The organism is Frigoribacterium sp. Leaf172 (genome assembly GCF_001424285.1).
Lineage (GTDB): Bacteria > Actinomycetota > Actinomycetes > Actinomycetales > Microbacteriaceae > Frigoribacterium.
Genome location: NZ_LMPB01000002.1, coordinates 464,596 through 477,251 on the forward strand (window position 1 = coordinate 464,596; position 12,656 = coordinate 477,251).

The window sequence follows — 12,656 nt, forward strand, 5'->3', positions numbered from 1 at the left end:
CGTGAGGCGAACGGGCCGGCTGATACGCCGGGTTCTGTCTCGATGCTCACGCACCGTGGACGGCCATCTCTCTCGGAACTGCGTCGCCGCAGCTCTCCAGCGGTCTACCCGAGGACTCGGCGAGCAACCTCGACGCCCTCTGTCTGACCTTGCTCCGGGCGAGGTTTACCTAGCCGGTCGGTCACCCGAACCGCTGGTGGTCTCTTACACCACCGTTTCACCCTTACCCCGGTCGCACCTCGCGGTGACGACCGTGGCGGTCTGCTCTCTGTTGCACTGTCTCGCGGGTTGCCCCGGGTGGGTGTTACCCACCGCCCTGCTCTGTGGAGCCCGGACGTTCCTCGGCGGCACGGGCGGACCCGTGCCGACGCGACCGTCTTGCCGACCCGTTCGCCCCTTCAGCCTACCGGCCTCGGGCCGGGCGACGCGAGCGGCCGCGGAGGAGGGTCAGATGCCGGACTCCTGCGTGCGGACGAGCACCGCGTTGCTGTCGGGGCAGAGCAGGACGTCGTAGGCGGAGGCCGATCGCACGGCGGCGAGATCGCTGCCGGTGAGGGTCACGCCGCTGGCGCTCGACACGCCTCCGCGCAGGAGGGACGCGCCGACGCCGTAGCGCTCGCGCTGACGTTCGTAGAGGGCCAGCAGATCGGCGGGGACCCGCGCCGCGAGGGTCTGCCGGTCGGCGGCCACCTGAGCGCGCTCGCGCTCGAGCCCGGCCAGCGACTCGTCGCGCGACGTGGTCGCGTCGGCGCGACGACCGTCGATCTGGTCGAGCTCGCTCTGGGTGAGACGGGCGACGGCGCCGAGGCTCTCGACGCGCTCCATCACGTCCATCTGGAGGTCCTCGAGGTCGGAGGTGCGCCGGGCGAGGGCGGCCAGCTCGCCCTCGAGCGCCTGCACGTCTTTCACGGACGACGTGGAGGCGAGACGCTGCGTGTCACGCGCGACCCGTGCCTCGACGACGGACACGTCGGACTCGATGCGCTTCAGCTCGACCTCGGCGTCTTCGAACGCGCCCTGCTCGGAGGCGAGACGGCTGCGGAGGCGGGCGGCGTCGCCGTCGATGGTCGCGAGGACGGCGATCTCGGGGAGGTTGCGGGCCTTGTGGGCGAGCTGCTGCAGGGTCGTGTCGAGCTTCTGGAGATCGAGCAGCAGGGCCTGATCGGCGGGGCTGGCGGTCAGCGGCATGCGTGGCCTTCTTCGTGTCGGTGCGGATGGTCGGAGGACGGGGTGCCGAGGAGGCGCGGCGTGGGCGGGCGGTCGGGCGTCACTGCACGACGGTGAAGTCCCAGGGGTCGGTGCGCAGGTCGCTGAGCGTCACCTCGACGTCGCCGAGGGCCTCGCGCAGCTGGGCCGCGGCGGTGTCGAGCCAGAGCCACTCGGCGGCCCAGTGGGACACGTCGATCAACGCGGGCCCGCGACCGAGGAGCATGAGCTCGCGGGCGTCGGAGGCGGGGTGATGGCGGAGGTCGCTCGTGATGAAGACGTCGGCGGACCGGACGGCGGGATCGTCGAGGAGGGAGTCTCCGGCTCCGGCGCAGAGCGCCACCGTCTCGACGAGGCGTTCAGCGGACCCGGCGACCCGGATGCCGGAGGCGGTCGGCGGGAGCACGTCGCGGAGCATGGTCGCCAAGGCGACGAGCGGGACCGGCTCGGCGAGTCGCCCGACGATCCCGAGGCCGGTCGTCGGGGTGCTCCCCGCGGTGATCGGTCGCTGGTCGAGGAGGCCGAGCTGGTGCGCGAGCACCCGGGAGGTGCCGGTCTCGACGACGTCCGCGTTGGTGTGAGCCGCGACGAGCGCGCAGCCGCCCCTCACGAGACGGGCGATGACGGCCCCCTTGGTGGTGTCCTCGGACACCGTGCGGGCGCCGCGGAACAGGAGCGGGTGATGCACGAGGAGGAGGTCGGCATCCAGTCCGAGCGCCTCGTCGACCGTGTCGAGGACGGCGTCGACGGCGAGGTGGATGTGGGTCACGGGCCGCTCGGGATCGCCGACGGCGAGCCCCGGGGAGTCCCAGGACTCGGCGCCGCTCAGCGGCCAGAGGCGTTCGACGACGGCGGAGACGGAGGCGAGGGTGGACACCCCGTCAGCCTAGTCGCGAGACGGGCGACGGACCCCGGTGAGCAGGACCGCGACGACCAGTGCGGAGACGGCCGCGACGAGGAGGGCGAGGGCCACCGCCGCGCCGGCCGCGGGGCCGGAGCCGCCGATGCCGGAGACGAGATAGCCCTGCCAGGCGAGTGCTGCAACGACGGGCGACAGCACGCCGAATCCGAGGACGGCGGCCACCACGACGGCGGCCACCACCGCGATCGGACGCCGACGCTCGACGACGGACGCGTCGTCGGCGCGCGCCGACACCGCCATCGTCGCGACGACCGCGGAGAGGGCGCCGATCACCGGGACGGCCAGCGTCGCCACGACGGCGGTGCCGAGGGACTCCCCCGCCGCGACGGCCAGGATCAGGGCGAGGAGCACGAGGACGCCTGCGCCGACGACGGCGATGCGGAGCGCTCGGCCCGTACCGGCGACGAGATCGCGGAGACCGGGGCCCTCGGAGACGGCGGGACGGGTCGGGGCCTCAGCCTCGGCCTCGGATCCGGAGACCACGGGGGTCTCCTTCGCCGGACCGGTGACGTCGGCGACCGGGGCGGTCGACGTCTCGCGGGGCGCTGCGGCGGGGGCCTCGGCGGCGGCTCCGACCTCGGCCTCCGGCTCGGCCACGGCCTCCGGCTCGGCCACGGCGTCCGGCTCGGCCACGACCTCCGGCTCGGCCACGACGTCGGCCTCGGCCTCGGCCAATCGGGCCGCCTCGCGACGCGCGGCGAGGTCGGCCTCGGCCTCCTCGGGGGTGACGATGGGGATGAGGTTCGTGTCGCTGTCGTCGACGTCGCCTCCCGCCGGAGCAGGAGCGCCTGCTCCGATGATGTCGATCACGCCCGTGAACCGCAGGCGGGTGCGTTCGAGGACGAGCGCCGCCTCGTCCGTCCCGACGCGGCTGATCTCGCTCTCCCACCGGGCGAAGCGGGCCGCCTCGGCGCGGCGGGCGAGCAGCTGCGCCTGCACCACGGCCATGAGGTCGACCGTCGCGGTGTCCTCGAAGCGCCGGGTCACGAGACGGGCGAGGACGTCGTCGTCGAGGGTCACGCGCTCCGGCGGCTGCGGCAGATCGGGGCCGACGGGGACGGCGAAGACCGGCAGGGTGATGGCGGACGTGTCGACCGAGTGGCGCGGCGCGCTGACCGGCCGGGGGTCCGGCATGGCCTCGGAGGACGCCTCGCGGTCGGCCCCGGAGCCGGGATCGGACGCTGTCGGGACCATGATCGGCTCGGGGGCGTCGGCGCGGTGACTGGGGACGGAGGCGGGGCGGGAGGCGATGCTGTCGCGCGCCTCCGGGGCGAGGGTCTGAGACACGGGGTGGAGCTCCTGCGGGGGCGGCGTCGTGGACGGCGCGGGGGTCGGGGTGGGCTCGACGAACGTCGAGCGGAACCGGTGGGCGTCGACCTCGGGAGGCGCGACGGCGTCCGTCCTCAGCAGGTCCGCGTTCTCGGTCATGCGTGGATGGTACGTCCGCGGGGGCTCCGGATCGGCGCGGCTCGCCGTGCCGACCGGGACTAATCCCGGTGAGCGCGGGTGCACGGCATGCCCTCGTCCGAGACGGGACCGTCCGCGCGGATCAGCGGTCGGCCAGCGCGGCGGCGAGGTAGGGGGCAGTGCGGCTGTGCGGGGAGGCCGCGACGAGCTCCGGCGTGCCGGACGCGACGACCCGCCCGCCTCCGTCACCGCCGGCCGGGCCCATGTCGATGACGTGATCCGCCGCCGCCACGACGCCCATGTGGTGCTCGACCACCACGACGGTGTCGCCCCCGTCGACGAGTCCCTGCAGCTGCGCGACGAGCAGCTCGACGTCGGCGGGATGCAGACCCGTGGTCGGCTCGTCGAGCAGGTAGAGGGTCCGCCCCGTGCGCACACGCTGGAGCTCGGTGGCCAGCTTGATGCGCTGAGCCTCGCCGCCGGACAGCTCCGTGGCCGGCTGACCCAGCCGCAGGTACCCGAGACCGACCTCGCGGAGGGTCTCGAGAGCCCGGGAGGCGGCGGGCACCCCTCTCAGGAACCCGGCGGCCTCGGCCACCGTCATCGCGAGCACATCCGCGATGCTGCGGTCGTTCCACCGCACCTCGAGCGTCTCGGCGTTGTAGCGGGCCCCGTGGCACTCCGGGCAGGGGGCGTAGCTGCCCGGCAGGAACAGCAGCTCGACCGACACCGAGCCCTCGCCCTGACAGACGTCGCACCGGCCCCCGACCACGTTGAACGAGAACCGCCCGGCGGTGTAGCCGCGGGCGACCGCCTCGTCGGTCGAGGCGAAGACCGACCGGACCGCGTCGAACAGCCCCGTGTAGGTGGCGAGGTTCGATCGCGGCGTGCGCCCGATCGGGCGCTGGTCGACCTCGACCACGCGATCGATCCCGTCGAAGTCCGTCGCGGTGTCGGCCAGGACGCCTCCGACGAGGGTGGACTTGCCCGACCCCGAGACGCCCGTCACGGCGGTGAGGACCCCGCGCGGCACCTCGACGTCGACCTCGTGCAGGTTGTGCCGCGAGACCGATCGGAGCGCGAGCACGCCGTCGGGTCGACGCCGCTCGGAGGTCCGGACCGGGGCATCCGACCCGGGGACGAGGAACCGCCTCGTGACCGAGCGCTCGACCTCGGCGAGACCCGCGACCGGTCCGCTGTAGAGCACCGCGCCTCCTTCGCTCCCCGCCCCCGGTCCGACGTCGACGACCCAGTCGGCTCGCCGGACGATGCTCATGTCGTGCTCGACCACGAAGACCGAGTTGCCGCTCGCCCGGAGCTCCTCGAGCACGGCGACGAGGGGCTCGGCGTCGGCCGGGTGGAGCCCGGCGCTCGGCTCGTCCAGCACGTAGACCACGCCGAAGAGCCCCGAGCGCAGCTGCGTCGCGATGCGCAGACGCTGCATCTCGCCCGGGGACAGCGATGGCGTGGCGCGGCCGAGACTCAGATAGCCGAGCCCGAGGTCGTCGAGGACGGTCGTCCGCGCGAGGAGGTCGGAGGCGAGCGTGACGGCGACCTCGGTCACCTCGCCCGACGAGGCGTTCGAGACCGCGGCGGAGGCCGAGGTGAGCGAGGCGGTCGGACGGAGCACGTCTCCGAGCTCCGCCAGGGGAAGGGAGTTCAGCTCGGCGATCGTCCGACCCGCGAACGTGACGGCGAGGGCGGCCCGGGTGAGCCCGCTGCCGCCGCAGAGCGAGCACGGACCGCTCTCGACGAAGCGCAGGACCTTCGCCCGCTGGGTCTCGCTCTGCGAATCGGCCAGGGTGTGGAGCACGAACGCCCGCGCGCTCCAGAAGCGGCCCTTGTAGGGCTTGGCGACGCGGTCCCGCTGCGGGACCACCTCGACCACGGGCTGCTCGTCGGTGAAGAGGAGCCAGTCGCGGTCGGCCTGCGGCAGCTCCCGCCAGGGCCGGTCGATGTCGTAGCCGAGCACCGCGGTGACGTCACGGAGGTTCTTGCCCTGCCAGGCGCCCGGCCAGGCCGTGATGGCCCCCTCGCGGATCGACGACGAGGGGTCGTGCACGGCCGACGCCTCGGTGACCTCGTGAGCCACGCCGAGGCCGTGGCATCTCGGGCACGCGCCCGCCGCCGTGTTCGGCGAGAACGAGTCGGACTCGAGGCGGGAGGCGCCCTCGGGGTAGGTGCCGGCACGGGAGAACAGCATCCGCATCGAGTTGGAGAGGGTCGTCACCGTGCCGACGGTCGACCGCGAGCTCGGGGCGCCCCGTCGCTGCTGCAGGGCGACCGCCGGCGGCAGACCCGATATCCCATCGACGTGCGGGGTGCCGCCCTGGGCGATCAGCCGGCGCGCGTAGGGGGCGACGGACTCGAGGAAGCGACGCTGAGCCTCCGCGTAGATGGTCCCGAAGGCCAACGAGGACTTGCCCGAACCGGACACGCCGGTGAAGGCGACGATGCTGTCGCGCGGCACGTCGACGTCGACCGAGCGCAGGTTGTTCTCGCGGGCTCCCCGCACCCGCACGAAACCCCGGTCGTGGACGTCGGCGGCTCGGCGGGGGAGGTCGGGAGGGGCGGTGTCGGGCATCCGGTCGATGGTAGAGGAGTGCGGCGACACGGGGCCGGAGCGGTCGGGGCCCGGACGGCGGGGCGGTCGCCCGACGGCGATGTCGGTGGTCGCTCTTAGCCTGATGCCGTGCCCGAGCCGATCGACAGCTGGTGGGCGCGACGGCAGACGTCGCGCGGTCTCGCCGTGCCCTACCCCGTGGGTTCCTACCGTGAGGCATGGGCGTCGTTCCCGGTGCTCGTCCGGCAGTACCGCCCCGAGCACAACGGCGGCATCGTGCTCAGTCAGATCCCGCCCGCCGCCGACGTCTACCTCTGCTGGCTGTGCGACGCCGGGCACCTCTTCGTCGCCACCCCCGACGAGCAGCGCCACCGACCCGGCCGCGAACGGCGCCGGTCGTCGTGGTGCCCCGACTGCAGCGACCTCGCCCGACCGCGGCCCCTGCCGATGCGCACCGAGGCGGTCGCGCGTCGGGTCGCGGCGACTCCCGCCGTCCCCGCCGTCGATCCGGGTCGGATGACCCCCCAGGCGCCGTCCGCTCCCCCGCTCCCCTCGACGCCGCGGTCTCCCGAACGCCCGGCGAACCTGCGACCGCGAGGGTCGAAGCCGACACGGGCCACGAGGCCGGTGTGCGCCAAGACGCCGACGCTGCCGACCGGCACCGCCTTCACGAGCTCGTGCGCGCCGCCGCCCGCGTCGGCGGTCGAGGCCGAGCTGCGAGCCGGGCTGACGTCGCGACTCGAGTTCGCGGCCGGTCTCAACGCCGTGCGGGTGGCCCGACCGTTCTTCGATCACCTCGAGGTCTGGCCCGACATCGTGCTCTCCGACCTGCGGGTGGCGATCGAGTACGACTCGACGGGACGCCACGGACTCGAGCACGTCGGCAGGCGCGAGGTGGCCGACCGACGCAAGGACGCCGCCCTGCGGTCGGCGGGGTGGGAGGTCATCCGCCTGCGGACGGGACGGCTGCCGATGCTCGGTCCCCACGACCTGTCGCTCTCGGGGCTGACGCGTCAGACCGTCCCGCGGCTGCTGGACGAACTGCGCGCCATCCGGGGGCCGCTGTTCGTCGACGCCTATCTGCGCCCGTAGCCGGGTCGCATCGGCTGCGGGCGTCTACCCTCGGAGGGCCGTCGCCTCGCTCCGCCAGCGCGCATGGCGCCCCCAGGGGTCGTCGACGCCCGCCGCGAGCGTGGCGATGTGCGCGGCGAGCGGCTCGTTGACGGCGAACCACTCCGTCCGGGCGAACCGCCACGCGGCGAACTGATCATGACGACGACGCTCGACCGCCCGGTCGCCCCGTTCGAACGCCAGCACCTCGTGATGCCAGAGACGCCCGAGCCGCTGCCGCGGATTCGCCGTCGTGCCGATCTTGATGCGGTCGTCGAAGCGGATGTAGTAGACGACATCGACGCGCGGCGGCGCGAGGTCGCCGTCGGGCGAGTCGCCCTGCCGCCACTCGCAGACGGCGCACAGCCAGCCGGCAGGCCAGTGGACCCCGAGTCTCGAGCCGCAGGCCGCGCAGGGGGCGGGCAGCAGGTCGGTGGTCCCGTCGACCGTCTCGGAGCGCGCCGCGGCCCAGTCGGCGGCGAGGGCCAGGTGCTGTTCGCAGAGCGCCACGGGCGAACCGGGCAGCGCCCTGCCGTCGCAGGCGACGGGGTCGTCGTGGACCGCGCCTCCTCGGCAGGCGTCGGCGGATCGGGGCGAGCGCGTGTCCATGCCGGCACGGTAGGCCCGACCACCGACAGACGGCGACGACCGGGGGTCAGTCGGGCTCGTGATCGATCCGGAGCCCCAGGGGGTGCGGCCCGAGCAGCAGCCAGACAGCGCCGGCGCCGATGGGGAACAGCACCACCGCGACGGTCCAGACGGTCCGCTCGATCGGGGTCGTGTCGGCCCTCCGGCGCACGGCGCGGACGATGCTCGCCACGATCGCCACGTACACGGCGAACGCGCCGACCGCGAGCACGACCGTGCCCCACTCGCCCCATCCGCTCATCCCCCCAGCCTACGGTGCCGCCCGCGCGGAGCCACCCGCCCGGCTTGAACCGCCCGCGCGGAGCCACCCGCCCGGCGCCGCCCGCTCGAGGCCGCTCGCTCAGTGCCGCCTGCTCAGTGCCGCCTGCTCAGTGCCGCCTGCTCAGTGCCGCCCGCTCAGCATCGCGAGCACGTCGTCGTAGCGCCCCTCCGCCTCGGCGTCGCGGAGGAACCGCACCCGCTCGACCAGGATCTCGTGGGCGTCCGGCTGCGCCTCCAGCAGGGCCATCGTCTCGTCGAGGTACTCGTCGAGCGGCATCGCCGACGGGTCGTCCTGCTGACCCAGCAGGGTCGTCCGCACCGCCGGGGGCACGAGCTCGATCACCTGGACCCCGGTCGGGGCGAGCTGCACCCGCACGCTCTCGCTGATCGAGTGGATGGCCGCCTTGGTCGCGTTGTACGTCGGCGTGGCGGGCAGGGGGACGCTCGCGAGACCGGACGACACCGTGACGAACGCCGCCCCCGGTCGCGACTGCAGGAACCCGGTCCAGGCGGCGAGCAGACGGATCGGTCCGAGCAGGTTGGTCGTGACCGTCGTCTCGGCCGTCTCGAGGAAGCCCGGCGTCCGGACGTCCTCGAAGCGCATGACGCCGGCCATCGCGATGACGACGTTCGTCTCGGGCCACCGGTGCTGCACCTCGCGCGAGACGGAGACGACGGCGGCGGGGTCGGCCGTGTCGAGCAGGATCGACTCGATGCCGGGCTCGTCCCGGGCGATCTCGGCGAGCAGATCGACCCGGCGCCCGGCCACGACGACCGTGTTGCCGGCGTCGCGGAGCCGCCGGGCGAGACCGAGGCCGATGCCGGACGTGCCGCCGGGGATGAAAACGGTGTTGCCGCTGATCTTCATGCGATGCTCCTCGTGCTGTGGGTGTCGCGACCAGCCTGGGCCGAGGAGGCACGGGTCGGCAGAGTCCCACCCCGAGCTGGGCCCCATCCAGGTGGACTGCCAGGCGCTCTTCACCGAGGACCAGTCGCAGACGCTCCTGGTGCTGACGCCGACGCCGGGATCGCCGGACGCGGAGAGCCTCCGCCTGCTCGGCGTCGTCGGCACGCAGCGCTTCGCCGACTGACCGGGGTCGCTCGTCGGCCCGGCACGGCATGATGAGCGGACGACGATGTGACCCGAGGAGACCCCATGCCCGCCCCCGCCTTCCCCTCCGCCGACAACGCCCCTCTGCGGGGAGGTCCGACGCTGCGCTGGGGAGTCATCGGACCGGGTGAGATCGCCGGCGACTTCACCGACGCCCTCCACCGGCACACGGACCAGCGCGTCGTGGCCGTCGCGTCGCGTCGCCGGGAGCACGCCGAGGCCTTCGCCCGAGACCACGGGGTCGACCGTGCCTTCGACGACGCCGAGGCGATGGCCGCCTCCCCCGACGTCGACGTCGTGTACGTGGCCACACCGCATACGCGGCACCTGCCCGACGCCCTGACCGCGATCGCGGCCGGCAAGCACGTGCTCGTGGAGAAGCCCCTGGCCACGACGGTCGCCGACGCCGATCGCATCGCGGAGGCCGCGGCGGCGGCCGGCGTGCTCGCGATGGAGGCGCTCTGGACGCGCTATCTGCCGCACTCGACGGTCATCGCCCGGCTCCTGGCCGACGGGGCGATCGGCGACGTGCGCCTCGCGACGGCGGACGTCGCCTGGGCCAACGACCTGAGCGCTCCGGGGCGGATGAGCGATCCGGCCCTCGGCGGCGGGGCCCTGCTCGACATCGGCGTGTACGCGTTCTGGTTCACCCAGTTCGTCACGGGTCATCCCGTCGAGCGCTCCGCCACCGGCTCGACCCGAGCCGACGGCGTCGATCTCGACGCGGCCGTCGTGACGCGGACCGCGGAGGGCGTGCTCGCCACGGCCGTGACGAGTCTCCTCGCCACCTCGCCCGGCATCGGCACGGTGGCCGGCTCGGACGGCTCGCTCCGCACCCTCGACCACCTCGTGTTCCCGGCGTCCTTCGAGCTCACGACGGGTCGCGGCACCGCCGTCTGGAGCGACCCGGCCGTCCCGACCGGTCGCGAGGGACTGGCGTACCAGGCGGCTGCGCTCGCGTCGTTCGTCGACCGGGGGCTCCGCGACTCGCCCCTCCACGGGATGGCCGACTCGAGATCGATCCTGGCGACGATCGAGGCGGCCCGCGCCTCCCTGACCGTCGTCGACGGGCGCCCGTCCGCCGCTCGCTAAGCTGACGCCATGACGCGAGCCCGAGTGATGATCCCGTTCCGGCTCGTCATCGCCCTGATCGGCCTCGTCGCCGTGGGGACCCAGTTCGGGGTGACGCTGGTCGAGGACTACAGCGTCGTCAACTTCTTCTCGTACTACACCAACCTCAGCAACCTGTTCGCCGTGGTGGTCTTCTCGGTCGGGGCCGTGCGCACCCTGCGCCGCCGACCGGGCAGCCGCGGGTGGGACGTCGTGCGTCTCGTGAACGTCGTCAACATGGTCTTCGTCGGGCTCGTCTTCAACCTGCTGCTCGCCGGGGTCGGTGGCGGCGTCATCCCCTGGGTGAACGTGGTCGTGCACATGCTCGTGCCCGTGGCCGCCCTGATCGACTGGCTCGTCCTGCCGGCCGGTCGGCGCCTCCCCTGGTCCGCTGCGCTGGTCGGCCTCGTGACCCCCGTGGTCTACAGCGTCTACACGATCATCCGCGGCGCGGTCATCGGCTTCTACCCGTACCCGTTCTACGACCCCGCGGCGCAGGGCGGCGGCGGCGGCGTGGCGGTCTACGTCGGCGTGCTGCTGGTGGCCCTCACGGTGCTCTCGTTCGCTCTCGTCGGACTCGGACGCCTCTCCGGACGCTTCTGGAGGGCGCGCCGGGGCTCCTGAGCCGACCCGCGCCTCCTCGCCGGACCCGCCTCTCGAGGCCGACCGTCGGCGACGGCGGTCAGGGGACGAGGAGCAGGCGCAGGCCGAGGACGGTCATCACGACGGCGATGATCGCGTCGAGCACCCGCCAGGCACCGGGCCGGGCGAAGACCGGACGCAGGAGGCGCGAGCCGAATCCGAGGGCCGTGAACCAGACGAGACTGCCCAGCACCGCGCCGACGGCGAACCACCAGCGCAGCTCCCCGGGCTGCTGATTCGCCACGGAACCCAGGAACACGATCGTGTCGAGGTAGGTGTGCGGGTTCAGCCAGGTGAAGGCGAGGGCCGCCAGGACGGTGGTCGTCACCCGCACCGGAGCCGTCGTCGTGGCGGCCGCGGCGTCGCCGTCGGCGACCACGAGCGCACCGACGGGACGCACCGCCCGGACGGCCGCCAGCACCGCATAGACAAGCAGGAACGCCGCGCCGACGAACCGCACCACGACGACGACCCCGGGGTGCGCCGTGATGAGCGCGCCGATGCCGGCGACCCCGGCGCTGATCAGGACGGCGTCGCTGACCGCGCAGACGATCACGACCGGGAGGACCACGCGGGCGGTCCTCGTCAGTCCGACGCGCAGCACGAAGGCGTTCTGCGCCCCGATGGCGACGATGAGGGCGAGGCTGGTGCCGAAGCCGAGGAGGGCGGTCGGCAGGAGGCTGGTGAGGAGCACGCCGTCGACGCTACGACCCCGGCTCTCATCCATCCAGCTCATGTTCCTGATGCCGCATAAGCTGCTCTGATGCAGCGCTTCACCATCGATCAGCTCGACACGCTCCGCACGATCGTCGACGAGGGCACGTTCGAGGCGGCCGCGCAGCGCCTCCACATGACGCAGTCGGCCGTGTCGCAGCGCATCAAGCAGCTCGAGCGCATCGCGGGCGCGATCCTGCTGCAGCGCACGACCCCGGTGACGCCCACCGCGGCGGGCGACGTCGTGCTCCGCCATGCCCGTCAGATCGACCTCCTCACCGCCGACCTCGTGTCCGAGCTGGGCACGACCGAGGTGGGGGGTGCACCGACGACGCTGCCGATCGCGGTCAACGCCGACTCGTCCGCGACCTGGTTCCTCGACGCGCTCGCCGAGGTCGCGGATGCGCATCCCGTGGTCTTCGACCTCCGACGAGCGGACCAGGATCGCACCTCGGCGCTGCTGCGCTCGGGCGACGTGCTCGCCGCGGTCACCGCGACACGGGCACCCGTGCAGGGATGCACGGTGGAGCCCCTCGGAGTCATGCGCTACCGGGCTGTGGCCAGCGCGTCGTTCGTGGAGCGACGGCTGGGCGGCACAGCCGGCGTCGACCTCCTCGACCGGGCCCCCATGGTCGTCTTCGACCGGACGGACACCCTGCAGCACGACTTCGTCCGCCGCGTGTCCGGGCGCGACCCGCGCGCTCCCCGGCACCACGTGCCGGCGTCCGCCGACTTCGCGCGGGCCACCGTGCTCGGGCTCGGCTGGGGCATGCTGCCCGAGGCGCAGGCCGTCGACGACATCGCGGCGGGGCGACTGGTCGAGCTCGCGCCCGACTCCCCCGTCGACGTGGCCCTCTTCTGGCAGCGGTGGACCCTCGACTCCCCCCTGCTCGACGCCCTCACCCGGGCGGTGCTGAAGACGGCCCGGCGCAGTCTCCACCGGGCTCGGCCCGAGTGAGCGC

General features: G+C 73.6%; 13 protein-coding genes and 1 other RNA gene. 5 read left to right on the plus strand and 9 right to left on the minus strand.

The genetic code is table 11. The annotated features are described in order from the left end of the window. Nucleotides 1-7 precede the first annotated feature (7 nt). The 5 genes from rnpB to ASF89_RS08460 all read right to left on the minus strand — a co-directional run bounded on the left by rnpB (nt 8) and on the right by ASF89_RS08460 (nt 6,119). An RNA gene (gene rnpB / locus ASF89_RS11610) (RNase P RNA component class A) lies at nt 8-389 on the minus strand. 58 nt (nt 390-447) lie between these two features. Beyond that, complete coding sequence (locus ASF89_RS08445) at nt 448-1,188, minus strand: zinc ribbon domain-containing protein (protein WP_235484051.1); 741 nt, start codon at nt 1,186-1,188, stop codon at nt 448-450. Nucleotides 1,189-1,267: 79 nt separating this feature from the next. Continuing rightward, nucleotides 1,268-2,083 carry a Nif3-like dinuclear metal center hexameric protein gene (locus ASF89_RS08450; RefSeq protein ID WP_055813773.1) on the minus strand — a complete coding sequence of 272 codons (816 nt, stop codon included), beginning with the start codon at nt 2,081-2,083 and terminating at the stop codon, nt 1,268-1,270. A 9-nt stretch (nt 2,084-2,092) separates the two neighbouring features. Then, entirely contained in the window at nt 2,093-3,556 is a 1,464-nt protein-coding gene (locus ASF89_RS08455) for a hypothetical protein (protein WP_055813776.1), read from the minus strand. Between the two features lie 121 nt (nt 3,557-3,677). Continuing rightward, nucleotides 3,678-6,119, minus strand: a complete 2,442-nt coding sequence (locus ASF89_RS08460; RefSeq protein ID WP_082489889.1) for an excinuclease ABC subunit UvrA — start codon at nt 6,117-6,119, stop codon at nt 3,678-3,680. 108 nt (nt 6,120-6,227) lie between these two features. Between ASF89_RS08460 and ASF89_RS08465 the strand changes: the two genes are divergently transcribed. After that, nucleotides 6,228-7,190 carry a hypothetical protein gene (locus ASF89_RS08465; protein WP_055814839.1) on the plus strand — a complete coding sequence of 321 codons (963 nt, stop codon included), beginning with the start codon at nt 6,228-6,230 and terminating at the stop codon, nt 7,188-7,190. A 24-nt stretch (nt 7,191-7,214) separates the two neighbouring features. On the opposite strand, the gene ASF89_RS08470 is transcribed toward ASF89_RS08465, so the two are convergent. From ASF89_RS08470 to ASF89_RS08480, 3 genes are all read right to left on the minus strand, one after another. Next, nucleotides 7,215-7,817, minus strand: coding sequence for a GIY-YIG nuclease family protein (locus ASF89_RS08470; RefSeq protein ID WP_156463352.1), 603 nt, complete (start codon nt 7,815-7,817; stop codon nt 7,215-7,217). A 46-nt stretch (nt 7,818-7,863) separates the two neighbouring features. Beyond that, complete coding sequence (locus ASF89_RS08475) at nt 7,864-8,097, minus strand: PLDc N-terminal domain-containing protein (protein ID WP_055797119.1); 234 nt, start codon at nt 8,095-8,097, stop codon at nt 7,864-7,866. A gap of 141 nt (nt 8,098-8,238) precedes the next feature. Then, a complete protein-coding gene (locus tag ASF89_RS08480) occupies nt 8,239-8,985 on the minus strand; it encodes an SDR family oxidoreductase (protein ID WP_055813779.1) in 747 nt (248 codons plus the stop codon). Here ASF89_RS08480 and ASF89_RS16185 point away from each other — a divergent pair. The 3 genes from ASF89_RS16185 (at nt 8,984) to ASF89_RS08490 (ending at nt 10,962) form a co-directional block, all read left to right on the plus strand. Then, the gene (locus ASF89_RS16185; RefSeq protein WP_255354982.1) at nt 8,984-9,208 is read left to right on the plus strand and encodes a hypothetical protein; all 225 of its coding nucleotides are present in this window, start codon (nt 8,984-8,986) and stop codon (nt 9,206-9,208) included. The two genes, ASF89_RS08480 and ASF89_RS16185, sit on opposite strands and share 2 nt — an antisense overlap. Before the next feature lie 65 nt (nt 9,209-9,273). Continuing rightward, on the plus strand, nt 9,274-10,320 hold the full coding sequence (locus tag ASF89_RS08485; protein ID WP_055813781.1) for a Gfo/Idh/MocA family protein: 1,047 nt from the start codon (nt 9,274-9,276) through the stop codon (nt 10,318-10,320). A 9-nt stretch (nt 10,321-10,329) separates the two neighbouring features. After that, entirely contained in the window at nt 10,330-10,962 is a 633-nt protein-coding gene (locus ASF89_RS08490; protein ID WP_055797107.1) for a Pr6Pr family membrane protein, read from the plus strand. Between the two features lie 58 nt (nt 10,963-11,020). Here ASF89_RS08490 and ASF89_RS08495 read toward each other — a convergent pair whose 3' ends face one another. Beyond that, on the minus strand, nt 11,021-11,674 hold the full coding sequence (locus ASF89_RS08495; protein ID WP_235484054.1) for a LysE/ArgO family amino acid transporter: 654 nt from the start codon (nt 11,672-11,674) through the stop codon (nt 11,021-11,023). A gap of 69 nt (nt 11,675-11,743) precedes the next feature. Here ASF89_RS08495 and ASF89_RS08500 point away from each other — a divergent pair, with 69 nt between their 5' ends. Next, nucleotides 11,744-12,652, plus strand: a complete 909-nt coding sequence (locus tag ASF89_RS08500; protein ID WP_055813786.1) for a LysR family transcriptional regulator ArgP — start codon at nt 11,744-11,746, stop codon at nt 12,650-12,652. The last annotated feature ends 4 nt before the right edge of the window (nt 12,653-12,656 follow it).